The organism is Thauera sp. (assembly GCF_047601425.1).
GTDB lineage: Bacteria > Pseudomonadota > Gammaproteobacteria > Burkholderiales > Rhodocyclaceae > Thauera.
In genome coordinates this window covers 2,967,640-2,990,652 of record NZ_JASGJL010000001.1, presented here as the reverse complement: position 1 = coordinate 2,990,652, position 23,013 = coordinate 2,967,640, and the positions used below count along the sequence as shown (strand labels likewise).

The following is a 23,013-nucleotide window of genomic DNA, read 5'->3' as shown; positions in this document are numbered from 1 at the left end:
GAAAGGGGAAAGGCGGGATTGTAGGGTAAAAACCCTGGTCTCGCTTACAGCGCCCGGTCCAGCACGGTCGCGAAGGGTTCGGCCTTCATGAAGCCGACCACGCGCAGGCCCTTGCGCTCCTGGCCCCCGGCGTCGAAGAAGATGATGCCCGGCGGGCCGAACAGGCCGAAGCGCTTCAGCAGCGCCTTGTGCTCGTCGCTGTTGGCGGTGACGTCGGCTTTCAGCAGCAGCATCCGGCCCATGCGCTCGGCGACGGCGGCGTCGGTGAAGGTGAAGCGTTCCATTTCCTTGCACGACACGCACCAGTCGGCATAGAAGTCGAGCATCACCGGGCGGTCGGTGGCCGCAAGGCGGGCGTCGAGCTCGGCGATGGAATCGACCTTCTCGAACGGCGGCAGGCTGACCGGCGCCGCGGCTTCGGCGCGCAGCACCGCCAGCGGCTGCAGCGGGTCGCGCGAGCCGGCCAGGGCGCCGATCAGCATCGCCGCGCCGGACAGCAGCAGCAGCACGCCGACGCCTTTCCAGAAGCGCTGCCAGCCCCTGGCGTTGTGCGGCAGCGGGTCGATCGCGTGCAGGAAGATGGCCGAGAACAGCAGCAGCGCCGCCCAGCCCAGCATCATGGCCAGCGGCGGGATCACCGGCGTCAGCATCCACAGCGCCACCGCCAGCAGCATCACGCCGAAAGCCTTCTTGACGCCTTCCATCCACGGCCCGACCTTGGGCAGCAGGCTGCGCGAGGCCACGCCCACCAGCAGCAGCGGCGCGCCCATGCCCAGCGCCATCACGAACAGCGCCCAGCCGCCCAGCACCGCGTCGCCGGTCTGGGCGATGTAGAGCAGGGCGCCGGCCAGCGGTGCGGCGACGCAGGGGCCGACGATCAGCGCCGACAGCGCGCCCATGATGGTGACGCCGACCAGATTGCCGCCCTTGTTGTGGCTCGCGGAATCGGCCAGCCTGCTTTGCAGCGCGGTCGGCAGCTGCAGTTCGTAGAAGCCGAACATCGACAGCGACAGCAGCGCGAACAGCAGCGCGAAGGCCGACAGCACCCAGACGTTCTGCAAGGCCGCGCTCAGCATCGTGCCCGACATGCCGGCGGCGATGCCCGCCAGCGCGTAAGTCACCGCCATGCCCAGCACGTAGGCCAGCGACAGCACGAAGGCGCGCATGTGCGAGACCTTGTGGCCCTGGCCGACGATGATGCCGGACAGGATCGGAATCATCGGGAAGGTGCAGGGCGTGAACGCCAGCAGCAGGCCGAAGCCGAAGAAGCTCAGCAGGATCAGCGGCACGCTGGCGCCTGACAGCAGGCGGGCGATGTCGCCGGTCTCGTCGCTGGAAACGGCCGCGCTGGCGGCGGGTTCGGCGGTGACTGGCGTGTTTGCGGAAGAGGCCGCCGCACCGCCGAAGCTGCCGTTGAGCACATTGCCGAGGAAGCCGCTGCCGCTTTTCTGCGGTGGCGCGTCGAGATCGATCGCGGCGAGCTGAGTCGTCGGCGGGTAGCAGATGCCGCCGTCCCAGCAGCCCTGGCTGGTGGCGACCAGTTCGAAGCGGGTCATCCCATCGGGAAGCGCCGTCACCGGCAGCAGCATGCGCAATTCGCCGCGATGGGTTTCCACCTGGCCGAAGAAATCATCCTTGTGCCACTTGCCGGCCGGCTTCACCGGCGGGCCGAATTCGACGCCGGCAGGCTCGGACTCGAAGCGGAACTTGTCGCCGTACAGGTAGTAGTCCTTCGCCACCTGGAACACGACTTCCACCGTCCGAGCATCCAGCGCCTGGGCGCGCAGCGCGAAGGCTCTTTCGGGTTCGATCGGGTTGGCCAGGGACAGACCGGGCAGCAACAGGCTGGCAAGCAGCGAAAACAGGATCAGCAGGCGGTGCATCGTGTTCTTTGCAAGAAAGGCATGAGAGCGGGTTTCAGTCGCCGGGGGCGGTTTCGGCCGCGATCCAGCCGAGATAGCCGGGTAGGCCCGGCTTCACAGGGACCGCGATGATTTCGGGAAGTTCGTAGGGATGGCGAGCCAGGATTGCCGCTTCCAGTTCGGCATAGCGCGCGGCCGTGGTCTTGATCAGCAGCGGCACTTCGGTCGCCGTCTCGATCTCGTCCTGCCAGCGATACACCGAGGTGCAGGGCGCCAGGATGTTGACGCAGGCGGCGAGCCGCTGCTCCACCAGGTCGGTCGCCAGCGCGCGGGCGTCGGCCGTGTCGGGCAGGTTGGTGAGGACGAGGAGGGTGTCGGACATGGTGTGCTCCGGAGCTTGCCGGGATTGTCCCAGAGGTGGAAGCTGTTTGGGCTGTCGCGGATCAAGTGAGGGCTGCCTTGGGGTGGGGGACGGTGCCGGGCCGGCTGTGGAGCGCTTGTCCGCAGCGTTCGGTGTGGTTAAATTGCCTGCGTGCCCACGACCCCCTGCCGGAGACGATCCATGTCCCAGATTCGAGCCTTGTTCGCTTCCGTGGTGTGCTGCCTGTCGATGGCGGCCGTGCTGCCGGCGAATGCCCAGGACAGCGCGGCGCAGATACTCGAAAAAGCTCGCGCGCAGGCGCGCGAGATCGAGGAACTGCGTGCCATCCTCACCGGTGCCGACCAGAACATGCGTCTGGCGACTTTCGATACGATGATCAAGAGCGGTGACGAGGCGATGCGGCTGGTCGCATACGAAGCCGGGCTGGCGAGCGCCGACAGCGTGATGCGCGCAATGGCCTTCAAGGCAGCAGTGATGAATCTGGACACTCTTCATCTGGAGCTGGCGCCGGACCCATCCGCACCCCGGCCCATCGTCGAGGCCTCGACGGCCTATCTGGCGAAGAACGGCAACGCGCTGCTGATCGGCCTGGGGAAGCGCGACCCTGCGGCCGGTACGTTCCGCAGCAATAGCTGGGCAGGCCAGGTGAGTGGAATGGAGTTCATGCTCAATTACGGGGGCAACAATGCCCAGCTCACATTGAAGGACGACAATGCATTGGCTGGTGTGGTGCGACTGGATAAAGGCAGTACGCGCTTCCTGGCCACCGCCCGCTTGCGTTGAGCCGGGCCAGGCCAGCTTCAGTGCAGCGCCACGCGCCGCAGCGCCAGCGTGACGCCACCGTCGGCCGGGCGGGAAAAACTCAATCTGATCTGCCGGGCGCGTAGCGGGGCGAATTCCACGCGCGCGATGCCTTCGACATACTCCAGCGCCGCCGAGCGTATCGTGCGCCAGCCATGGGGCTCGCCGCTGAGGTTGATGAATATCTCGACCGCCGCCGGCCGCTGGCCGCTGTCCTCCAGGCCGAGGGTGTCGAACGTGATGCCGCTGATCGTGACGATGCCTTCACCCGCTTGCAGGTCGACGCTGACCGGCCAGCGCGCGGGTGTGGTGATCCAGGGCGGTGTGTTTTCGTCGCCTGAGAGCAGGTTGGCTGCACGGTAGTCCTCGCTGCGCGGCAGTGAACTCCAGGCGAGCACCTGGGCACCGCTGGCGTGGGCCGGCTTGCCGCCCGGAGTGGGCGTGGTGCCGATACCGGCCGTCAATAGATGACGGTCTACCCGTGCCAGCAGTGCGTCGATGCGCATCACCGTGCCGATGCCCGAGCGTGCATTCACGGACAGCAGCATGCCGGCGGCAATGCCGTCGATCATCAGCAGGCTGCCGCTCAAACCCTTGCGAATCGGATTGTCGGGATGGGTGGGCTGGATGCGGAGCAGGCTGTGGCCATCGTCGTCGACCAGGGTGACGGCGAGCTGAGCGATGGTGCCGTCACCATTGACCGAGCGCAGCGTGCCGAGCCGGCCCTGCTGCAACAGGCGGGCGATGTCGCGGCGGATGCTGAGGGCCCCGGCGCCGCAAGCGCCGGAGATGCCGCCTTCGATGCGCAGGACGGCGAGGTCGTTGCCGAGGTCGGCGGCCGAGCGTGTCTCGCCGATCAGCGGCGGCTTGCCTTCGCGCAGCAGGGCGGGGCGGCCAACCTCCTGGACGACGTGCTGTGGCAGGATCGCCAGGCAGTCGCTGCCGTGGCGGGCAAGAAAGGCCTGGCCGACTTCGATTGCGGCGCTGTCGTGGGTCGTCACGACGGCCTGCTGGGCCGGGACGATGGACGGCCACAGCAAGCTCAGCATGAACGTGCAAAGGAGTGAACCAGCGCGTTTCATCGTTGCTCCTCATCGATGGGCATGGGCTCGCCAAGCCAGCTGCTGCGCAGAATCGTCCAGGCGCGGCCCAGCGGAGGGGCACGCATGTCACGGCAACTGGCGTAGCCGCCTAGCAGGCTGAGCAGGCCGGCCGTGATGGCCAGCCAGATCGCCAGCCAGCGGTCGTACATGATGCTGGCCCACCAGCCGGGGCGGAAATCATAGCCGTTGTCGCCGAAGCGCTCTATGCGCACGCTTTCGGCGCCACCGAAAGCAATGATCGCAAGCGACGGAGCTTCTTCTGCCGGATTGCGCTCGAAGCGCAGGAAACCCTTTGGCTGAAGCGGGCTTCCGCCGCGTAACTGGCTGAGCCGCACCTGGTCGCCCGGCAGCAGATCGACCTGTTCGATCAGGGCGCGCTTGGCCAGTGACTGTTCCGAGCCGGTATAGACGGCGAGCCGGCCGCTGTGCAGCATGCTGGTATCGGACCAGGCGATGTCGCGCCCGATCCGCAGCTGTTCGGCAATGAAGGGGAAAACGAGATCGCGCGGCCGGCCTTCGGTGGGCCAGACGAGATTGATCTGCGTGCCCAGTGCGATTTCGGCGGGCCGGTCGTTCAGCCGCAGCACGCCGAGACCGTAGTCGCCGCCCGAACGGAACGAGGCCTGCAGGGCGCCATCGGCATCGACGGTCAGGGTGACCTTGATGGCAGGAGGGCCGGTGGACGCAGGCGGTTGGGCGCCGAGAACCAGCACCTGCTCATCCAGTATCGGATCGCTGCCCGTCGGCAGCCGATGGGCGTGCCAGCGCCTGCCGCCGCACGCTGCCGGGCGGTTCGTTTCGGCAGGCAGCGCAAGTGCCTCCGTGCTGCATAGCGTGGCGCCTTCGATGCGCCAGCTCGTTTCGCGTGTTGCGGGCAAGTCGAGCACTGCGGTATCGGTGCGGGCGTTGACGCTGAAATGCCAGCTCGGCGGAAATACCAGGTTCATCGCCAGCAACACGACGAGGCCGCCGATGAGCAGTGGCAGCGCGGCGACGGCGAGGCGCAGCAGCACGCTCCGCAGGAATTCGCCGACCGCCTCGATGCGCTGCCGCGCCATTGCCCACGACGACGGGCCTTCGCCGGGCTGCGTCATGGCTGGGGAGAGAGGAAGAGCGTCAGGTCCGCGGCGGGCATTTCGCGGCCGTAGCGTTCACGTTCGATGCGCAGATCGAGGCGTTCCCTGGTGCTGGCCGGCCATCTGATTTCGCACTGATGATCGAAGCTCGTGCGCCGGCCGACATCGATCGCGTCGCAGTTTCCATGGGTGTCGGTGCCCTTGTCGTGCCAGAAGACGTCGGTCGCGCCGAAGGAATTGACGAAGATGTGGATCGTTTCCGGCCGTTTCCCCGCGCCGGCGTCGAGTACGTAGTACTCGTTGCCGCTCGTTTCGCAGGCGCCGGGGCGGGCACGCATGGCCAGTTCGTCATCGGCATACTTGTTCAGGCGCGCCTGAAGTGCGGTGTCGTAGCGCAGCTGCACTGGCCGGGCGCGCTCCAGCGCCGGCACGTCGTAAGTGTTGTGCGAATAATAGACGCCGTCGCGTGACAGCACCGTCAAGCACAGCTGGTTTCCCGCCATGGCCGGCCATGGCGAAAGCCGCAGTTGCTGCACGGCATGGCCGCCGAGCGCATTGCTGGAGGCCACGCCGACGATGACCGAACCGCTTACGGCGACGTCGACGTGCTCGGTTTCGAAGAAGGGGCCGGCCGGCCTCGCAACCGGCAGATCGTCGGCGTCGGCTGGAGCGGCCGCCGCCGACAGCAGGGCAAGCACCAGAACACGGAGCGGATGCATGGCGGTCTACCTCCGGCGAGGCCCTCGGGGGCCAGGTCAGGCTGGGGCGACGTTGCGGGCGATGAGCTCGCGGATGATGTGCAGCTTGCCGTGGAAGAAGTGGTCGGCGCCCGGCACCACGATCACCGGCAGTTCCTGCGGCCGTGCCCAGTCGAGCACGTTGGCCAGCGCCACGGTGTCGTCGTTCTCGCCGTGGATCAGCAGCGTCGGAATGTTCTTCGGCACCGCCGGCGTCTGGTAGTTGCGGCCGCTGCCGGTGGTGTCGCCGGCGGCCGTGCCGACCAGGATCAGCTGCCGCGGCGGCGCGATGCTGTCGGCCAGCCGGTTGGCGACGCGCACCTGCACGTAGCCGCCGAAGGAGAAGCCGCCGAGCGCCAGTGGCAGGCTGCCCCAGCGTGACTGCGCCCAGCTGATCACCGACAGCATGTCCTCGGTCTCGCCGACGCCTTCGTCGTGTTTGCCTTCGCTCTGGCCCACGCCGCGGAAGTTCGGCCGGATCACGGCGTAGCCGAGGTCGCGATAGCTGCGTGCCAGGGTGTGCGCCACCTTGTTGGTGTTGGCGCCGCCGAACAAGGGATGCGGGTGGCACACCAGGGCGATGCCGCGCACGGTTTCCGGCGCGTCGATCAGGACTTCGATGTGGCCTTCGGCGCCGCGCAGCAGCGCGGATTCGGTGGGCAGGGAGCGGCTCATGCTTCCTCCGGCAGGCGCAGGCGCTCGACGATGCGGCCATGCACCAGATGGTTGTCGATGATGTCGTCGATGTCTTCCTCGTCCACGAAGGTGTACCAGACATTGTCGGGGTAGACCACCAGCACCGGACCGTCGTCGCAGCGGCCCAGGCAGCCGGCCTTGTTGATGCGCACGCTGCCCTTGCCGCGCAGGCCGAGCGCGTTGCAGCGATCCTTGGCATAGGCCTGCAGCTCGCTGGCGCGGTGGTCGTTGCAGCAGGTCTGGCCGCCGTCGCGCTGGTTACAGCAGACGAAGACGTGGTGCTTGAAGTAGCTCATCGGTGTCTCGTGGTTTGGCAAAGAGGCGCAGGTCAGGGGGCTGGCCGGGGCGGGCAGCGCCGGCCGCGCGGAAAGCTTGCGGCGATTATAGGCCTTGGCGCCGCTCGCCTGCCTTGGCGGTCAGATGTTCGCCGCGCCACAGGCCGAGCGCCGACAGGTAGGCCAATGCGGCAAAAGGCCACAGGCTGTCGACGAGGTCGGTGAGGCCGTGGAAGTTCAGCACGTTGCTCAGGTGGGCCAACTGCCGGTTGTAGGCGAGGTAGGGATTGTCGGGCATCAGGTTGACCAGCGCGGTGGCGCCCAGCAGAGCGGTACCGGCGAGCGCGTGCTGGGCGAGGCGGGGCAGCAGCAGCGCGGCGGCCAGCAGCACGCCGCCGATCGCCAGTCCCCGTTCGGCGCCCGGCGTCAGCCAGGCCAGCGGTGCGCCGGGTTCGAAGAAGGTGGCGGTCGCCAGGCTCTTGGCGCCGATGCCCAGCGCCAGCAGCAGCACGATCGGCAGTGGATTGCGCGCGCGCATCATGCAGCGTGTGAAGAGGCCGACGGCCAGGATCGAGGCTGCGGTCAGCGCGGTGTCGAAGGCGATGAAGCGCTCGGGGCTGAAGGGCAATGGTCCGGCGATGCCGAGCAGCTGGCGCAGGTTGCCGCTGGAAAACAGCAGGTCGGTGGCACTGAGCTGGCTCAGCAGCCACAGGGCGAGCAGGACCAGGCCCGCTTCGCCGGTGCGTCCGCCGATGATCCAGGCCGTGCGCCAGCGATGGATGATGCCGCGGGGGCCGAACCAGTCCTGCCCCCAGCGTATCCCCAGCATCGCGCCGAGCAGGCCGCCCAGGATGTTGGCGCCGAGATCGAGGTTGCTGGCGATGCGGCTGGGCAGCAGGTTCTGCAGGGTTTCCAGGCCCAGGCTCAGCAGTGCCGCCAGCATGGTGACCTGTGCGGCGCCGCGCCAGGCCGGCCTGCCCGCCGGCAGCGCGGCGGCGGCAAGGAAGCCGAAGGGCAGGTAGCCGAGGATGTTGAACAGGAAGTCGTCGAGGATGAAGTAGCGCGGCCATGGCGCCCACAGGTAGTCGAACAGCGGCAGTCCGCTGTCGCTCCAGCCTGCCAGCGGATGCAGGCAGGCGTAGGCCACCAGCGCCGCATAGGCGATGGCGAGATTGCGGGGCAGCGAGGAGGGGCGCGCGGTTCGGCTCATGGCATGTGGGCACGGCAAGCGCCGCACATGCGGGCTTGGGGGTCCGAGCCCCCGGATTCTGCCAGTTCCCTGTGAACATGTGGTCCATGCACCGCCGTGGTGCGCGATGTGCGATCCAGGTGCGTGACGGGTGAGAGCTGCTGCCGGGTTGCATGGCGTCGGCCTCGATTTTCAGATGCGCACGGTTCTTGCTGTGGCGAAGGCTGTTGCCCAACCGTGTCCTGCGAGGCTCTCGTGTCCATCCACGTCAAGCTGAATCACATTACCCATTACCGTTACGACCGCCCGGTGGCGCTGTCGCCGCAGGTCGTCCGCCTGCGCCCGGCACCCCACAGCCGCACGCCGATCCATGCCTATTCGCTGAAGGTCGAGCCGGCGGAGCACTTCATCAACTGGCAGCAGGATCCGCAGTCGAACTATCTGGCGCGGCTGGTCTTCCCGGAGAAGACCACCGAATTCCGCGTCGAAGTCGATCTGGTCGCCGAGATGTCGGTGATCAACCCCTTCGACTTCTTCCTCGAGCCGAGCGCCAAGGAAATTCCCTTCGCTTACGACGACGGCCAGCTCGTTGAACTCGCGCCCTATCTGGTCAAGGCCCCGGCCGAGACGCTGGGGCCGAAGTTCGCGGCCTACCTGGCCTCGATTCCGCGCGAACCGCAGCCCAGCGTCGATTTCCTCGTCGCGCTCAACCAGCGCCTGCAGCAGGACATCCGCTATCTGGTGCGGATGGAGCCCGGCGTGCAGACGCCGGAGGAAACCCTGACCCTGGCGAGCGGCTCCTGCCGCGATTCGGCCTGGCTGCTGGTGCAGCTGCTGCGCCACCTGGGGCTGGCGGCGCGCTTCGTGTCGGGCTACCTGATCCAGCTCACGCCCGACGTGAAGTCGCTCGACGGCCCTTCGGGCACCGAAGTGGACTTCACCGACCTGCACGCCTGGTGCGAGGTCTACCTGCCCGGCGCCGGCTGGGTCGGGCTGGACCCGACTTCCGGCCTGTTCGCCGGCGAAGGCCACATCCCGCTCGCCTGCTCGCCCGAGCCGTCCTCGGCGGCGCCGATCACCGGCTTCACCGACGAGTGCGAATGCGAGTTCGAGCACCACATGAAGGTCGAGCGGGTATGGGAAGCGCCGCGCGTCACCAAGCCCTATACCGAGGAGCAATGGGCGGCGATCGAAGCGCTCGGCCACCGCATCGACGGCGATCTGGACGCCGACGACGTGCGCCTGACCCAGGGCGGCGAGCCGACCTTCGTTTCGCTCGACGACCGCGACGGCGCGGCCTGGAACGGCGATGCGCTCGATCCCTTCAACCGCGACACCAGCAAACCGAGCAAGCGCACGCTGGCCGAGAACCTGATGTTCCGGCTCAAGGACCACTATGCGCCGCAGGGCCTGCTGCATTTCGGCCAGGGCAAGTGGTATCCGGGCGAACAGTTGCCGCGCTGGTCGCTGAATTGCTACTGGCGCAAGGACGGCGAGCCGCTGTGGCGCGACCCGGAGCTGTTTGCGCGCGAACTCTCCGGTACCCAGGTGGACGAGCAGACCGCGGCGGCCTTCCTCGCCCGCGTCGCCGAACGCCTCGGCGTCGCCGGCAAGTGGATGATGCCGGCCTTCGAGGATGCCTGGTACTACCTGTGGCGCGAGCGCAAGCTGCCGACCAACGTCGACCCGCACGACTCGCGCGTCGATGATCCGCTCGAGCGCGCCCGCCTGACCAAGGTCTTCGAGCAGGGCCTGAAGGAGGTCATCGGCCACGTGCTGCCGATCGTGCGCAGCCACAGCGGCCCGCAGCGCTGGCAGAGCGGACCGTGGTTCCTGCGCGCCGAACGCCTGTACCTGATCCCGGGCGATTCGCCGATCGGCTACCGCCTGCCGCTGGACTCCCAACCCTGGGCCGGCAAGGGCGATTATCCGTGGATCCATCAGACCGACCCCAACCAGGCCTTCCCGGCGCTGCCGGCCCACGCCGCGCTGCGCCATCAACTGCGCCCGGCGGGCGTGACGATCGGTGCCGACAGCGGCCTCGGCTTCGATGCGCAACCCGGCGGCTGGACGCCGAGCCACGTCGAGCACGCGGGCCAGCACGACGTCGATGGCGAAGCGGCGATGCCCCTGCCCGGCGCCGACACCGCGGCGCTTGCCAGCCGCGACGAACGCTACGACCCGGCCCGCCGCCCCGGCCCCTACGAATCCGCCGGCTGGATCACCCGCAGCGCGATCTGCGCCGAGCCGCGCGGCGGCCTGCTGTACATCTTCATGCCGCCGACCTCGGCGCTGGAGGATTACCTCGAAGTCGTCGCCGCGATCGAAGCCACGGCCGAGGAGTTCGCCCTGCCGGTCGTGCTCGAAGGCTACGAGCCGCCGTCCGACCCGCGCCTGTCGAGCTTCCGCATCACCCCCGACCCGGGTGTGATCGAGGTCAACATCCACCCGGCGGGCAACTGGGACGAACTCGTCGAGCGCACCACCACGCTGTACGAGGAGGCCCACCAGTCGCGCCTGTCGACCGAGAAGTTCATGCTCGACGGACGCCATACCGGCACCGGCGGCGGCAACCACTTCGTGCTCGGCGGCGCCACGCCGGTGGATTCGCCCTTCCTGCGCCGGCCCGACCTGCTGCGCAGCCTGGTCAGCTACTGGCACAACCACCCCAGCCTGTCCTACCTGTTTTCCGGCCTCTTCATCGGCCCGACCTCGCAGGCGCCGCGCGTCGATGAGGCCCGCCACGATTCGGTGCATGAGCTGGAAGTCGCCTTCCAGCAGTTCCCCGATCCCGGCATGCAGGTGCCGCCCTGGCTGATCGACCGCCTGCTGCGCAACCTGCTGATCGACGCCACCGGCAACACCCACCGCGCCGAGTTCTGCATCGACAAGCTCTACAGCCCGGACGGCCCCACCGGCCGCCTCGGCCTGCTGGAACTGCGCGCCTTCGAGATGCCGCCGCATGCGCGCATGAGCCTGGCCCAGCAACTGCTGCTGCGCGCGCTGATTTCCCGCTTCTGGCGCCAGCCCTACGCGCCCGACCGGCTGCGGCGCTGGGGCACCGAGCTGCACGACCGCTTCCTGCTGCCGCACTGGGTGGCGGAGGACTTCCGCGACGTCATCGACGAACTGCGCGAGTTCGGCTATCCGATGGAGTTCGACTGGTTCGCGCCGCATTTCGAGTTCCGCTTCCCCAAATACGGCGAGTTCGCCGCGCGCGGCGTCCGGGTCGAGCTGCGCATGGCGCTCGAACCCTGGAACGTGATGGGCGAGGAGGGCTCGGTCGGCGGCACCGTGCGCTACGTCGATTCCTCGGTCGAGCGCCTGCAGGTCAAGGTCAGCGGCCTCAACGACGACCGCCACGTGCTGAGCTGCAACGGCCGCGCGATCCCGCTGCAGCCCACCGGCATCGTCGGCGAGTTCGTCGCCGGCGTGCGCTACCGCGCCTGGCAGCCGCCGTCCTGCCTGCATCCGACCATCGGCGTGCATGCGCCGCTGACTTTCGACCTGGTCGACGGCTGGATGCAGCGCTCGATGGGCGGCTGCACCTACCACGTCGCCCACCCGGGCGGGCGCAACCACGAGGCCTATCCGGTCAATCCCTACGAGGCCGAAGGCCGCCGTCTGGCGCGTTTCACCGTCACCGGCCACACGCCGGGACGCATTGCGCCGGCGCCGGCGACGCGCAACGCCGACTTCCCCTTCACCCTCGACCTGCGTCGCCAGGGCTGAGGGCGTCATGCAGGTCCAGCCGCAAAGCCCGCCCGAACTGCTCGCCCGCTACGCCGCGCGGCCCGACCGCTACGACGAACTTTGCCAGCGCATCGGCAGCGTGGTGGTGGTGAGGCCGCACTGGCGCGACTTCTTCCACCAGCTGGCGGCGCTGCCGCCGGCCGAGACGGAGGCGCGGCGGGCGGCGCTGCGCCGGCTGGTGCACGAGAACGGCATCACCTACAACGTGTATGCCGACCCGCGCGGCTTCGAGCGGCCCTGGGATCTCGACCTGCTGCCCTACATCCTGCCGGCGACGGAATGGGCCCAGATCGAGGCCGCGGTGATCCAGCGCGCGACGCTGTTCAACCTGATCCTCGCCGACCTCTACGGCGAGCAGAACCTGCTGCAGCAAGGGCTGATCCCGCCCGCGCTGATCTACGGCCACAGCGGTTTCCTGCGCCCGCTGGTGGGGGCGAAGCAGCCGCGCGACCTGTTCCTGCATCTGTATGCGGTCGATCTGGCACGCTCGCCCGACGGCCGCTGGTGGGTGGTGGCCGACCGCACCCAGGCGCCGTCCGGCGCCGGTTATGCGCTGGAGAACCGCGGCGTGGTGGCGCGCGCGCTGCCCGAGCTGTACCGCGCAGCCGGCACGCAGCCGCTGGCGCCCTTCTTCGAGGATTTCCGCGACAGTCTTGCCGCACTGGCGCCTCCCGGCGGGGAAGGCGAGGGCGGCGGTGGTGCGCCGCTGATCGTGGTGCTGACGCCGGGGCCGTACAACGAAACCTACTTCGAGCATGCCTTCCTCGCCCGCGAGATGGGGTTTCCGCTGGTCGAAGGCCAGGACCTGACGGTACGTGACGAGCAGGTCTTCCTGCGCACGCTGGACGGCCTGCGCCGGGTGCATGTGATCCTGCGCCGGGTGGACGACATCTGGTGCGATCCGCTGGAGCTGCGCGACGACTCGGCGCTTGGCGTGGCCGGGCTGGTGGCGGCGGTGCGCGCCGGCGGCGTGACGGTGGCGAACGCGCTCGGCAGCGGCATCCTCGAGACCGGCGCGTTGCTGGGCTACCTGCCGCGCCTGGCCGAACACCTGCTGGGGCAGAAGCTGAAGATGCCCTCGGTGGCGACCTGGTGGTGCGGCGAAGCGGCGGCCTGCGCCCATGCGCTGTCGCGGCTGAGCGAACTGGTGGTCAAGCCGGCTTATCCGGCCATGCGCGGCGGGCCGGTGTTCTGCCGCGACCTGCCGCCTGCGGAACTGGAAGCGCTGGCCGCGCGCATCACCGAGCGGCCTTTCGATTTCGTCGCGCAGGAAATGGTGAATATCTCGCAGGCGCCGGTACTGGCCGATGATGCAGAAGCGGCTGGCGGACTGGTGGCGCGCAACATCGGCCTGCGGGTGTTCGTCGCCGCCTCGCCCGACGGTTTCCGCGTGATGCCTGGCGGCCTGGTGCGCGTCGCCTCCGAGACCGACATGCGCGTGGTGTCGATGCAGCAGGGCGGCGGCAGCAAGGATGCCTGGGTGCTGGGCGGCGCGGTATCCACGGTGCGCCGGCCGGCGCCCGTGGTGCCCGGCCAGCTTGCGCCGCGCGAGCTCGACATGCCGCTGCCAGGCCTGGCAAGCCGGGTTGCGGAAAATTTCTTCTGGCTGGGCCGCTACAGCGAACGCGCCGATGGTTCGGCACGCCTGGGGCGGGAAACCCTGAGGCGGCTCGGCGGACTGGTGGAGTTCGGCCGCCGTGGGGGGAAAGGGCCGGGCGAGGAAGCGGGACCATGGGCGACGCCGACGCTGGCGGCGCTGGCCAGCCTGTGCGAGCGCTGCGGCCTGCGGCTGTCCGCAGGGGAGGATGCGGCAGGGGGCGAGGGATCGGCGCAGAAAATGGGGCCGGCCGATGGTGCGGCGGTGCCCAAGGATGCTTCCCCTTCCACCGAGTGCGGCATCGAACGGCTGGCGGGTGCGTTGTTCGACGAGAGCCAGAGCGGCAGCGTGGTTGCCAACCTGCGCGGCGTGCTGCGGCTGGCGGCGCAGTTGCGCGACCGCCTGTCGCCGGACAGCTGGCGCATCTACAACCGCCTGGCCGAATTCGCCGCGCCGGTGCCGGCCGCGCCGAGTCTGGGCGAGGCGATGCAGCGGCTGGACGAATCGCTGCTGTCGCTGGTGACGCTGTCGGGTTTCGTCATCGAGAGCATGCCGCGCGATGCCGGCTGGCGTTTCCTGTCCATCGGCCGGCGCATCGAACGCCTGCAATTCCTCACTTCGGCGCTGTCTGCCTTGCTGACGGTGCCGGAACAGGGGGCGCTGGAAGCGCTGCTGGCCGTCACCGACGGCGAGATCCGCTACCGCAGCCGCAATACGCGCGGGCTCGCGCCGCGGCCGGTCGCCGAGCTGGTGATGTTCGACGCCGACAACCCGCGTGCCTTGCGCTATCAGCTCGAATCGCTGATCGAGCACGTTGCCCGCCTGCCGGACGGCCAGTCGCTTGGCGAGCCCTTGCAGGTGCTGCTGGCCGAGCTGGACACGGAGCTCGAGTGCGACTGCTTCGACAGGCTGACGCTCGACCCCCGCAAAGCCTCCGCGATCGAGGCGAGAGAGGCCGTCGCGTCGCTGTTGCGGCGGATATGGAGCGCCGGCAATGCGCTGGCCGACGGCATCTCCCACCGTTACTTCACCCACCTGGACGCGCGCAGCCATGCAACCGCCTCGCGCTGAACAGCCATGCATGCCGACGGCCGGCGAATCGTCGATGCACTGCTACGAGATCACTCACGACACCACCTATCGCTACGCCAGCCCGGTGCTGCTGTCGCAGCAGATCGCCCACCTCCGCCCGCGCGCGATGCCGCGCCAGCGCCTGTTCGGGCACCGCCTGACGATTTCGCCCGAGCCGGCCACGCGTGGCGAGCGCCTGGATTTCTTCGGCAACCCGACGACGCACTTCGGCCTGCATGCGCGGCACGAGCAACTGAGCGTGGAGGCGGTGAGTCTCGTCGGCGTGCAGGTGCAGGACTGGCCCGAGCCGGCGCAGAGCCTGCCCTGGGAGGCCGCGCGCGACCATCTGCGCGATGCGCTGTCCGGCCATGCACCGCTGCAGGCCGATGCGCGCGACGCCGGCCAGTACCGTTTCGCCTCGCCCTTCGTCGCGCTCGGCGAGGAAACCGCGATCTACGCCGCCTATGCCGCGCGTTGCTTCACCCCCGGCCGGCCGCTGCTGGAGGCGGCCCAGGAGTTGTCCTCGCTGATCCATGCCGAATTCCGCTTCGACCCGGCGGCGACCAGCGTCGCCACGCCGGTGGCCGAAGTCTTTGCCGAGCGCCATGGCGTGTGCCAGGACTTTTCCCACCTGATGATCGCCTGCCTGCGCTCATTGGGACTGGCAGCGCGCTATCTGTCCGGCTACCTGCTGACCGAACCGCCGCCGGGCCGGCCGCGGCTGATCGGTGCCGATGCCTCGCATGCCTGGGTCGCAGTGTGGTGCCCGGGCATCGGCTGGGTGGAGTTCGACCCGACCAATGCCATGCAGCCGGCGCAGGGCCACATCACGCTGGCCTGGGGGCGGGACTACGGCGACGTCTGCCCGCTGCGCGGCGTGATCCTGGGCGGCGCCCGCCATGCCGCGGACGTCGCGGTGACGGTGATGCCCGTGCCGCCGCCGGCATCCGGAGAACGGCATGCACCAGCATGATGCATGGGATGCCAGGCTGGTGCGCACCAGCGAGGTGCACGCCGCGCAATCGGGCCGTGGCGCGGCGTTCTGCGCACCTCCGTGGCTTGGCACGCTTTCTGCTGTGGTAGTGCGCAAGGGAGTCCGACAATGATCGCAGAACGCAAAATGACCGCAGCGAAACCCTATGACGAAATGTATGCCGCCGACGGTTCGGTGCGCGCCCATTACCACAGCTACGCCGACTGGCTCGAACGGATGCCGCGCGAGCGCATCGAGCGCAAGCGCAGCGAGGCCGACGTCGCCTTCCACCGCGTCGGCATCACCTTCAACGTCTATGGCGCCGACGGCGGCAAGGAACGGCTGATCCCGTTCGACCTCCTGCCGCGCATCATCCCCGGCGACGAGTGGACGGCGCTCGAAGCCGGCCTGCGCCAGCGGGTGAGGGCGCTCAACGCTTTCCTCACCGACGTCTATCACGATCAGGAAATCCTCCGTGCCGGCCGCATGCCGTCCGATCTGGTGCTGAACAATGCCCAGTTCCGCACCGAGATGAAGGGCGTCAACGTGCCCGGCGGCCTCTACGCGATGATCGCCGGCATCGACCTGGTGCGCGCCGCGGGCGCCGACGGCAAGGGCGAGTACTACGTGCTGGAGGACAACCTGCGCGTGCCCTCGGGCGTCAGCTACCTGATCGAAAACCGCAAGATGATGATGCGGCTGTTCCCCGACCTGTTCTCACGCTACCGCGTGCAGCCGGTGGAGCATTACCCCGACCTGCTGCTGGAAACCCTGCGCGCGGTCGCGCCCGAAGGCGTGCTCGACCCCACCGCGGTGCTGCTGACGCCGGGCGCCTTCAACAGCGCCTACTTCGAGCACAGCTTCCTCGCCCAGCAGATGGGTGTCGAACTGGTCGAAGGCCAGGACCTGTTCGTCAAGGACGACACGGTCTACATGCGCACCACCCAGGGGCCGCGCCGGGTGGACGTCATCTACCGCCGCATCGACGACGACTTCCTCGATCCGCAGGTGTTCCGCGCCGACTCCATGCTCGGCGTGCCCGGCCTGATGTCGGCCTACCGCGCCGGCCGCGTGACGCTGGCCAACGCGGTCGGCACCGGCGTCGCCGACGACAAGTCGATCTACCCCTACGTGCCGGAAATGGTGCGCTTCTACCTCGGCGAGGAGCCGATCCTCAACAACGTGCCCACCTACATGCTGCGCAACGAGGAGGACCTCGCCTATACCCTCGCGCACCTGCCCGAGCTGGTGGTGAAGGAAGTCCACGGCGCCGGAGGCTACGGCATGCTGGTCGGGCCGGCGGCGACCACGGCCGAGATCGAGCATTTCCGCCAGCTCATCATCGCCGCGCCGGAGAAGTACATCGCCCAGCCGACGCTGTCGCTGTCGACCTGTCCGACCTTCGTCGACGCCGGCATCGCCCCGCGCCACATCGACCTGCGCCCCTTCGTGCTGTCGGGCGGCAAGGAGATCCGCATGGTGCCCGGCGGCCTGACCCGGGTGGCGATGAAGGCCGGCTCGCTGGTGGTGAATTCCTCGCAGGGCGGTGGCACCAAGGACACCTGGGTGGTCGGCTGAGCCGCCCGCCCGACTCCAGGCGCCTGAAGGCCCGAACCTCATATCCGATGAAGCTGGGAGAACGATCATGCTGAGCCGCACCGCCGACCACCTCTACTGGATGGCGCGCTATACCGAGCGCGCAGAGAACACCGTGCGCATGCTCGACGTTTCGTACCGGATGTCGCTGCTGCCGCGCAACGAAGGCAACGGCGACGACGGCTGGGGCGCGATCCTTGCCATCAGCGAACTGACCGATGCCTACGCCCGCAGCGGCAGGCCGCTGACGGCGCACGACGTCATCGAGTTCGTCGTGCTCGACCGCGACAACCTTTCCAGCGTATGGAACTGCCTGCGCGCGGCGCGCGAGAACGCCCATGCGGTGCGCGGCACGCTGACCGCGGAGATGTGGGAAACCACCAATGCCACCTGGCTCGAGATCCGCGACATGACGCCGGAAAAGCTGCGGTCGACCGACCTCGGCGAATTCTTCGAGTGGGTGAAATTCCGCTCCCACCTGCTGCGCGGCGTCACCTTCGGCACCATGCTGCACGACGATGCCTTCCAGTTCGTGCGCCTGGGTACCTTCCTCGAGCGTGCCGACAACACCGCGCGCCTGCTCGACGTGAAATACCACAGCCTGCTGCCGCAGAGCGAAAACCCGACCGGCACCACCGACTATTACCAGTGGGGCGCGCTGCTGCGCTCGGTGTCGGCCTTCGAGACCTACCGCCACGTCTACCGCGACGTCATCACGCCCTACAAGGTCGCCGAGCTGCTGATCCTCAACCATGCCATGCCGCGCTCGCTGCATGCCTGCGTCGAACGAGGTCAACGACATCCTCGGCCAGATCGCCAACCTGCATTCGGCCGAAGCCGCGCGCCAGGCCGGCGAACTCCACGCCACGCTGCACTACGGCCGCATGGACGACATCTTCGACACCGGCCTGCACCCCTGGCTCGAGCGCTTCCTGGAGCGCATCAACCGGCTGGGCGACCGCATCGGCGACAACTTTCTCGTTCCGGTCGCCGCCTGAACGATTCCTGGCGCCGCCCCTGGTACGGCCATGGGCCGGCGGCGCCGAGCAATGACCCCGACAGGACTGCCTGCATGACTTATTGCGTAGCGATGTGCCTCGACGAGGGACTCGTCTGTCTGTCCGATTCCCGCACCAATGCGGGCGTCGACCATATCAACACCTTCCGCAAGATGACCGTCTTCGAGCGTGCCGGCGACCGGGTGCTGGTGCTGATGAGCGCCGGCAACCTCGCCATCACCCAGGCGGTCATCAACATCCTGCGCGAGCACGCCTCGGTGCAGGACCGCCAGAGCCTGTGGAGCGCCCCGACCATGTTCGAATGCGCGCGCCTGGTGGGCGACACCATCCGCCGCGTGCATCAGCGCGATGCCGAAGCCCTGCAGCAGTTCGGCGTCGAGTTCAACGCCTCCTTCATCCTCTGCGGCCAGATCGCCGACGAGCCGCCGCGGCTGTTCAGCATCTACGCCGCCGGCAACTTCATCGAGGCCTCCAGCGACACGCCCTACTTCCAGATCGGCGAATCCAAGTACGGCAAGCCGATCGTCGACCGCGTGGTCAATTGCCGCACCTCGCTCGACGAGGCCGCCAAGTGCGCGCTGATCTCGATGGACTCGACGATCCGCTCCAACCTCTCCGTCGGCCTGCCGCTGGACCTGCTGATCTACAAGCGCGACAGCCTCAAGGTGACGCGCCACGTCAGCATCGACGCCGACAATCCCTATTTCGACATGATCCACAACCAGTGGGGCTCCAGCCTGCGCCGGGTCTTCGCCGACCTGCCCGACCCTGACTGGAAGACCTGGCCGCAGGAAGCCATGCCGCGGCTGCGCGTGCAGAATACCGGCGAGCTGCCTGCGCGCGAAGCGGCCGGCAAGGAAGCGTAGATCTGGTTGGGTGGAGCTGCGGTCCAGGCATGGACCGGTTCAGAACCGGAGTAAAAAAAGAAAGGGCCGCGTGTGATCGCGGCCCTTTTCTCGAATGAAGCTGGCGGAGTGGACGGGGCTCGAACCCGCGACCCCCGGCGTGACAGGCCGGTATTCTAACCAACTGAACTACCACTCCTGAATCGAGGCCCATGCGGGCATCGATCTTGAAACCGGAAGGAAATGTGAAACACTCACTTTCCTCGATAACTGCTTGATCCGTCTGCGTTAATGCAGTGACACGGCAGCAGTGCGGCGCATTATCCACGAATGGCCGGAGGCTGGCAAGATTTGGCGGCGAGGGTGGCCTGGCCCGGCCTGCCGCGGGCCTGGGCCAGCCCTGCGTTTGCGCGGCTGGCGGGAGCCGTTGCGACGAGAGGCGAGGCAGGGGCGGGAGTGATGTCTCGTCGCCGCCTCGTCCTGGGCGACAATAGGCGGCAGGACAGGGACGGGGCTGATGGATTCGATCTATTTGATGGTGGCGCTTGGGGCCGTGGTGGCCGGCTTCGTGCAGGGCCTGTCGGGCTTTGCCTTCGGCATGGTCTCGATGTCGATCTGGGCGTGGACGCTGGACCCGCACCTGGCGGCGGTGCTGGCGGTGTTCGGCGGCCTGACCGGGCAGGTCATCGCCGCCGTCACGGTGCGGCGCGGCTTCGATCTGCCCAGGTTGCTGCCCTTCGCGCTGGGTGGGCTGGCGGGGGTGCCGCTGGGCGTGTGGGTGCTGCCGCACCTGGACGTGGCGCTGTTCAAGGCCGTGCTGGGCATGTTGCTGGTGCTCTGGTGCCCGGCGATGCTGATGTCCGCCCGGCTGCCGCGTATCGAGCGTGGCGGGCGGCTGGCCGATGCGTCGGTGGGCATCGCGGGCGGGGTGATGGGCGGCATCGGCGGTTTCACCGGTGTGCTGCCTACGTTGTGGGGCACGCTGCGCGGCTGGCCCAAGGATGAGCTGCGTGCCGTGGTGCAGAACTTCAACCTGGCGATGCTCGCCGTGACCATGGGCACCTATCTCGCCACCGGGCTCGTCACGGCCCGCCACCTGCCTTTCTTCGGCATCGTTGCGCTGGCCGTGCTGGTGCCGGTGCTGCTGGGCGCGCGGCTGTACGTCGGCATCAGCGAGGAACGCTTCCGCCAGATCGTGCTGGGGCTGCTGACCGCATCCGGCGTCGCACTGCTGGCGTCGGCCATGCCGGTGCTGGTGCAGCGGTTTTTCTGAGGCGCTATACTGCCGGGCGGAGATGGCATTCCTCCCTCAACCGCCGCGCTTCGCGGCTGATGATGCCTACGACTGGCCGGACGGGCCGCGTAGGTGCGTGCTGCCTGTCCTGATGACGATCAAATAAAAAAGGACGATGCGGCAATGTGGAAACCCATCATCGCGATTGCAATTGGTTCGGTGCTCGGCGGCCTCCTGCGCTGGGGCCTGGGCCTCAAGCTCAACAGCCTGTTTCCCGACATGCCGCCCGGCACGCTGGCAGCCAATCTGATTGCCGGCTATCTGGTCGGCCTCGCCGTGGCCTTCTTTGCCCAGACGCCCAGCCTGCCGCCTGAATGGCGGCTGCTGATCATCACCGGCTTCTGCGGCGGACTGTCCACCTTCTCCACTTTCTCGGCCGAAATCGTCCACCTGTTGCAGCGCGGCCTGTACGCGGGGGCGATGGGGGCCGTCGCCATCCACGTCGCCGGCTCGGTGGCGATGACGCTGGCGGGCATCGCCACCGTGGCCTGGCTGCGGTCCTCGTGATGCGCGGGCCTCAGCCCTGTGCGGCAGCCTGGCGCCGCGCTGCCATCGCGAGCGCCACCACCGCCAGTACCAGCGGCACGAAGGACACCCACAGCACGGTGTTCCAGCCGTAAGCCGACAGCAGCCCGCCCGACGAGAACGAGCCGAGCGCCATCAGGCCGAACACGATGAAGTCGTTGAACGACTGCACCCGGGTTCTCTCTTCCGGGCGGTGGCATTCCAGCACCAGCGCGGAGGCGCCGAGGAAGCCGAAGTTCCAGCCCAGGCCGAGCAGGATCAGCGACCACCAGAAGTGCATCACCTCGGCGCCGGCCAGTCCGGCAGCAGCCGACAGGCCGATGAGCAGCAGGCCGACCGTGGCCACGCGCCCGGCGCCGAAGCGGCCGATCAGGCTGCCGGTGAAGAAGCTGGGCGCATACATGGCGATGACGTGCCATTGCAGGCCGAGGTTGGCCGATGCCTGCGAATGCCCGTGCATGTGCATCGCCAGCGGTGCGGCCGTCATCAGGAAGTTCATCAGCATGTAGGACACCGCACCGCAGACTGCCGCGGCGACGAAGCGCGGCTGGCGCGCGATCTCGGCGAGCGGGCGGCCGCCGCCGGCCGCTTCGGCCGCGCTCGGCATCGGCAGGCGCACGCCGAGCAGGATGAAGGCAGAGATCGCGGCGACCGCAGCCTGCACCAGGTAGGTGGCGGCGAACAGGTGCGGCTGCCACAGGTCCATCGTCCAGGTCACGAGCTGCGGCCCGACCACGCCCGCGGCCACGCCGCCGGCCATCACCAGCGACAGCGCCCGTGCCCGCCGATGCGGCGCGACGCCGTCGGCGGCGGCGAAGCGGAAGCTCTGCACCACTGCTGCATAGCTGCCGGCGAAGAAGGTGGCGACGCAGAACAGCCAGAACGAATCGATGATGACCGCAACGAATGCCAGCAGTCCGGCCAGCACGCCGGCCGCGGTACCGGCCAGAAAGGCTGCCAGCCGTCCCCGGCGGCGCGCCAGCGACCCCAGCGGCAGGATGCAGGCCGCCATGCCGACGACGAAGATGGACACGGGCAGGGTCGCCAGCATCGGCGACGGCGCCAGCGCGTTGCCGACGATGGCGCCGGTGGCGAAGATCACCACGGCATTCGCACCGGCCAGCGCCTGCGCGATGGAAAGCCGCCAGATGTTGCCGCGCTGGACGTCTTCAGGCAGCAGGTCGGCAGTGTCCTGGGTCGGGGAGGAGGTTTTGCTCGTCATTTTTATCGCGTAGGCCGTTTCGGGGCAGAACCGGCTTTGTCCCGCACCCCCCGTCTTTGAAAATCGCCATATTCTCACATGCGCCCATGGCTTGAGCCAGGGCGGCGGTTTTCCGTGACCGGCTGCCGGGCAGCATGCAGCGACCTAGGGTCGATTCGGCCCGGTCGTTTCTTCTGTGGAGCGCAGTGAATTGGCGGCCAGCATGCCGAAGCGCATCAGCAGGCTGGCGGCTTCGGGTGTCGGACGGGCGACCGATCCGGCGTCCGGTGCCAGCCGGTCGAGATAGCCCTGCATCGCCGCGGCGGAGAATTCCGGGTGGAACTGCACGCCCCAGGCACATCTGCCGATGCGGAACGCCTGATGCGGCTCATGCGCGTTGTGCGCCAGCACGCTTGCGCCGGGCGGGAGGATCAGCGCCGACTGCCGGTGCACGAGCTGGGCCGGGAAGCTGGCGGGCAGGGTGGCGAACAAGGGGTCTTGCCGGCCCTCGGGCGTCAGATGGATGGCGTGGGTGCCGATCTCCAGTCCCGCCGGATGGTAGTCGAACCCGGCCCCCGAGCGCATGGGCCAGCAACTGGTGGCCGTAGCAGATACCCAACACCGGCACCTCCGCGTCCACGCAGGTCTTGAGCCACTGTCCCAGCCGTTCGCTCCAGTCGGCATGATCGCTCACCATTGCGTGCGAGCCGGTGACGACCACTCCTGCGATGTCGGCAGGAGCCGGCAGGACAGGGCTGCTGCGCACATCGAGAAAACGATGCGGGACGGCCCGCCCCAGGCCGGCGGCGATCCAGTCGCCGAAGTCGGCGTGAGAGCCCGGCGGCTGGCGGATTTCGGCATGGGTGCCGCCGGTGATGGCGATCAGGATGGGTTTTTGCATGGCGCGCGGCGGATGTAAGAAAGCAAGTCCTGCAAGTGTAGCGATCCGGTCGGAAAGCGCTAATCTGCCCGTGTGCTGGCACGGCGCCATCGGGAGCGCTACTCTCCCCGGTGCATC

19 protein-coding genes, 1 tRNA gene, 2 pseudogenes and 1 riboswitch are annotated in these 23,013 nt (G+C 68.3%); of the genes and pseudogenes, 10 read left to right on the top strand and 12 right to left on the bottom strand.

What is annotated here, in order from left to right; all coding sequences use genetic code 11:
- Positions 1-44: 44 nt before the first annotated feature.
- Both dsbD and cutA read right to left on the bottom strand, forming a co-directional pair.
- A complete protein-coding gene (gene dsbD, locus QM748_RS14535; protein WP_415247627.1) occupies positions 45-1,883 on the bottom strand; it encodes a protein-disulfide reductase DsbD in 1,839 nt (612 codons plus the stop codon).
- A 34-nt stretch (positions 1,884-1,917) separates the two neighbouring features.
- Positions 1,918-2,244 (bottom strand): divalent-cation tolerance protein CutA, encoded by a 327-nt coding sequence (cutA, locus tag QM748_RS14530; protein ID WP_415247626.1) that lies wholly within the window; start codon positions 2,242-2,244, stop codon positions 1,918-1,920.
- 180 nt (positions 2,245-2,424) lie between these two features.
- On the opposite strand from cutA, the gene QM748_RS14525 reads away from it, so the two are divergent.
- The gene (locus QM748_RS14525) at positions 2,425-3,027 is read left to right on the top strand and encodes a hypothetical protein (protein ID WP_415247625.1); all 603 of its coding nucleotides are present in this window, start codon (positions 2,425-2,427) and stop codon (positions 3,025-3,027) included.
- 17 nt (positions 3,028-3,044) lie between these two features.
- Here the strand turns inward: QM748_RS14525 and QM748_RS14520 are convergent, their stop codons facing one another.
- The 6 genes from QM748_RS14520 to QM748_RS14495 all read right to left on the bottom strand — a co-directional run bounded on the left by QM748_RS14520 (position 3,045) and on the right by QM748_RS14495 (position 8,142).
- Positions 3,045-4,127 (bottom strand): hypothetical protein, encoded by a 1,083-nt coding sequence (locus tag QM748_RS14520; protein WP_415247624.1) that lies wholly within the window; start codon positions 4,125-4,127, stop codon positions 3,045-3,047.
- A complete protein-coding gene (locus tag QM748_RS14515) occupies positions 4,124-5,242 on the bottom strand; it encodes a hypothetical protein (protein ID WP_415247623.1) in 1,119 nt (372 codons plus the stop codon). The genes QM748_RS14520 and QM748_RS14515 overlap by 4 nt, the downstream gene beginning before the upstream one ends.
- Complete coding sequence (locus QM748_RS14510; protein WP_415247622.1) at positions 5,239-5,943, bottom strand: hypothetical protein; 705 nt, start codon at positions 5,941-5,943, stop codon at positions 5,239-5,241. The genes QM748_RS14515 and QM748_RS14510 overlap by 4 nt, the downstream gene beginning before the upstream one ends.
- A gap of 36 nt (positions 5,944-5,979) precedes the next feature.
- The gene (locus tag QM748_RS14505) at positions 5,980-6,636 is read right to left on the bottom strand and encodes an alpha/beta hydrolase (protein WP_415247621.1); all 657 of its coding nucleotides are present in this window, start codon (positions 6,634-6,636) and stop codon (positions 5,980-5,982) included.
- Positions 6,633-6,953 (bottom strand): (2Fe-2S) ferredoxin domain-containing protein, encoded by a 321-nt coding sequence (locus tag QM748_RS14500; RefSeq protein ID WP_415247620.1) that lies wholly within the window; start codon positions 6,951-6,953, stop codon positions 6,633-6,635. Before QM748_RS14500 ends, QM748_RS14505 begins: the two co-directional genes overlap by 4 nt.
- An 85-nt stretch (positions 6,954-7,038) precedes the next feature.
- Complete coding sequence (locus tag QM748_RS14495; protein ID WP_415247619.1) at positions 7,039-8,142, bottom strand: VanZ family protein; 1,104 nt, start codon at positions 8,140-8,142, stop codon at positions 7,039-7,041.
- Positions 8,143-8,376: 234 nt separating this feature from the next.
- Between QM748_RS14495 and QM748_RS14490 the strand changes: the two genes are divergently transcribed.
- From QM748_RS14490 to QM748_RS14465, 6 genes and pseudogenes are all read left to right on the top strand, one after another.
- The gene (locus tag QM748_RS14490; protein WP_415247618.1) at positions 8,377-11,853 is read left to right on the top strand and encodes a DUF2126 domain-containing protein; all 3,477 of its coding nucleotides are present in this window, start codon (positions 8,377-8,379) and stop codon (positions 11,851-11,853) included.
- 7 nt (positions 11,854-11,860) lie between these two features.
- Positions 11,861-14,542 (top strand): circularly permuted type 2 ATP-grasp protein, encoded by a 2,682-nt coding sequence (locus tag QM748_RS14485; RefSeq protein WP_415247617.1) that lies wholly within the window; start codon positions 11,861-11,863, stop codon positions 14,540-14,542.
- 34 nt (positions 14,543-14,576) lie between these two features.
- Positions 14,577-15,515 carry a transglutaminase family protein gene (locus QM748_RS14480; RefSeq protein ID WP_415248079.1) on the top strand — a complete coding sequence of 313 codons (939 nt, stop codon included), beginning with the start codon at positions 14,577-14,579 and terminating at the stop codon, positions 15,513-15,515.
- 147 nt (positions 15,516-15,662) lie between these two features.
- Entirely contained in the window at positions 15,663-17,093 is a 1,431-nt protein-coding gene (locus QM748_RS14475) for a circularly permuted type 2 ATP-grasp protein (RefSeq protein ID WP_415247616.1), read from the top strand.
- 67 nt (positions 17,094-17,160) lie between these two features.
- Positions 17,161-18,109: pseudogene (locus tag QM748_RS14470) on the top strand (alpha-E domain-containing protein).
- Positions 18,110-18,183: 74 nt separating this feature from the next.
- On the top strand, positions 18,184-18,996 hold the full coding sequence (locus QM748_RS14465) for a peptidase (RefSeq protein WP_415247615.1): 813 nt from the start codon (positions 18,184-18,186) through the stop codon (positions 18,994-18,996).
- A gap of 101 nt (positions 18,997-19,097) precedes the next feature.
- Here QM748_RS14465 and QM748_RS14460 read toward each other — a convergent pair.
- Positions 19,098-19,174 (bottom strand) — tRNA-Asp (locus QM748_RS14460).
- Between the two features lie 318 nt (positions 19,175-19,492).
- Between QM748_RS14460 and QM748_RS14455 the strand changes: the two genes are divergently transcribed.
- Both QM748_RS14455 and crcB read left to right on the top strand, forming a co-directional pair.
- On the top strand, positions 19,493-20,248 hold the full coding sequence (locus QM748_RS14455; protein WP_415247614.1) for a sulfite exporter TauE/SafE family protein: 756 nt from the start codon (positions 19,493-19,495) through the stop codon (positions 20,246-20,248).
- A 9-nt stretch (positions 20,249-20,257) separates the two neighbouring features.
- A riboswitch (Fluoride riboswitch) is annotated at positions 20,258-20,324 on the top strand.
- A gap of 68 nt (positions 20,325-20,392) precedes the next feature.
- On the top strand, positions 20,393-20,776 hold the full coding sequence (gene crcB, locus QM748_RS14450) for a fluoride efflux transporter CrcB (protein WP_415247613.1): 384 nt from the start codon (positions 20,393-20,395) through the stop codon (positions 20,774-20,776).
- 10 nt (positions 20,777-20,786) lie between these two features.
- Here the strand turns inward: crcB and QM748_RS14445 are convergent, their stop codons facing one another.
- The 3 genes and pseudogenes from QM748_RS14445 to QM748_RS14435 all read right to left on the bottom strand — a co-directional run bounded on the left by QM748_RS14445 (position 20,787) and on the right by QM748_RS14435 (position 22,692).
- On the bottom strand, positions 20,787-22,016 hold the full coding sequence (locus QM748_RS14445; protein ID WP_415247612.1) for an MFS transporter: 1,230 nt from the start codon (positions 22,014-22,016) through the stop codon (positions 20,787-20,789).
- Between the two features lie 144 nt (positions 22,017-22,160).
- Positions 22,161-22,493, bottom strand: a pseudogene (locus QM748_RS14440) (glutamine amidotransferase-related protein); the annotation flags it as partial.
- On the bottom strand, positions 22,384-22,692 hold the full coding sequence (locus tag QM748_RS14435; RefSeq protein WP_415248078.1) for a glutamine amidotransferase-related protein: 309 nt from the start codon (positions 22,690-22,692) through the stop codon (positions 22,384-22,386). The pseudogene QM748_RS14440 and the gene QM748_RS14435, both read right to left, overlap by 110 nt.
- Here QM748_RS14435 and QM748_RS14430 point away from each other — a divergent pair.
- Positions 22,579-22,914, top strand: coding sequence for a hypothetical protein (locus QM748_RS14430; RefSeq protein ID WP_415248091.1), 336 nt, complete (start codon positions 22,579-22,581; stop codon positions 22,912-22,914). The two genes, QM748_RS14435 and QM748_RS14430, sit on opposite strands and share 114 nt — an antisense overlap.
- The last annotated feature ends 99 nt before the right edge of the window (positions 22,915-23,013 follow it).

Coding starts and splice junctions, on each gene's coding strand:
- dsbD (WP_415247627.1), bottom strand. CDS start 1,883: ATGCACCGCCTGCTGATCCTGTTTTCGCTGCTTGCCAGCCTGTTGCTG.
- cutA (WP_415247626.1), bottom strand. CDS start 2,244: ATGTCCGACACCCTCCTCGTCCTCACCAACCTGCCCGACACGGCCGAC.
- QM748_RS14525 (WP_415247625.1), top strand. CDS start 2,425: ATGTCCCAGATTCGAGCCTTGTTCGCTTCCGTGGTGTGCTGCCTGTCG.
- QM748_RS14520 (WP_415247624.1), bottom strand. CDS start 4,127: ATGAAACGCGCTGGTTCACTCCTTTGCACGTTCATGCTGAGCTTGCTG.
- QM748_RS14515 (WP_415247623.1), bottom strand. CDS start 5,242: ATGACGCAGCCCGGCGAAGGCCCGTCGTCGTGGGCAATGGCGCGGCAG.
- QM748_RS14510 (WP_415247622.1), bottom strand. CDS start 5,943: ATGCATCCGCTCCGTGTTCTGGTGCTTGCCCTGCTGTCGGCGGCGGCC.
- QM748_RS14505 (WP_415247621.1), bottom strand. CDS start 6,636: ATGAGCCGCTCCCTGCCCACCGAATCCGCGCTGCTGCGCGGCGCCGAA.
- QM748_RS14500 (WP_415247620.1), bottom strand. CDS start 6,953: ATGAGCTACTTCAAGCACCACGTCTTCGTCTGCTGTAACCAGCGCGAC.
- QM748_RS14495 (WP_415247619.1), bottom strand. CDS start 8,142: ATGAGCCGAACCGCGCGCCCCTCCTCGCTGCCCCGCAATCTCGCCATC.
- QM748_RS14485 (WP_415247617.1), top strand. CDS start 11,861: ATGCAGGTCCAGCCGCAAAGCCCGCCCGAACTGCTCGCCCGCTACGCC.
- QM748_RS14480 (WP_415248079.1), top strand. CDS start 14,577: ATGCACTGCTACGAGATCACTCACGACACCACCTATCGCTACGCCAGC.
- QM748_RS14475 (WP_415247616.1), top strand. CDS start 15,663: ATGACCGCAGCGAAACCCTATGACGAAATGTATGCCGCCGACGGTTCG.
- QM748_RS14465 (WP_415247615.1), top strand. CDS start 18,184: ATGACTTATTGCGTAGCGATGTGCCTCGACGAGGGACTCGTCTGTCTG.
- QM748_RS14455 (WP_415247614.1), top strand. CDS start 19,493: ATGGATTCGATCTATTTGATGGTGGCGCTTGGGGCCGTGGTGGCCGGC.
- crcB (WP_415247613.1), top strand. CDS start 20,393: ATGTGGAAACCCATCATCGCGATTGCAATTGGTTCGGTGCTCGGCGGC.
- QM748_RS14445 (WP_415247612.1), bottom strand. CDS start 22,016: ATGACGAGCAAAACCTCCTCCCCGACCCAGGACACTGCCGACCTGCTG.
- QM748_RS14430 (WP_415248091.1), top strand. CDS start 22,579: ATGGGCCAGCAACTGGTGGCCGTAGCAGATACCCAACACCGGCACCTC.
- QM748_RS14435 (WP_415248078.1), bottom strand. CDS start 22,692: ATGGTGAGCGATCATGCCGACTGGAGCGAACGGCTGGGACAGTGGCTC.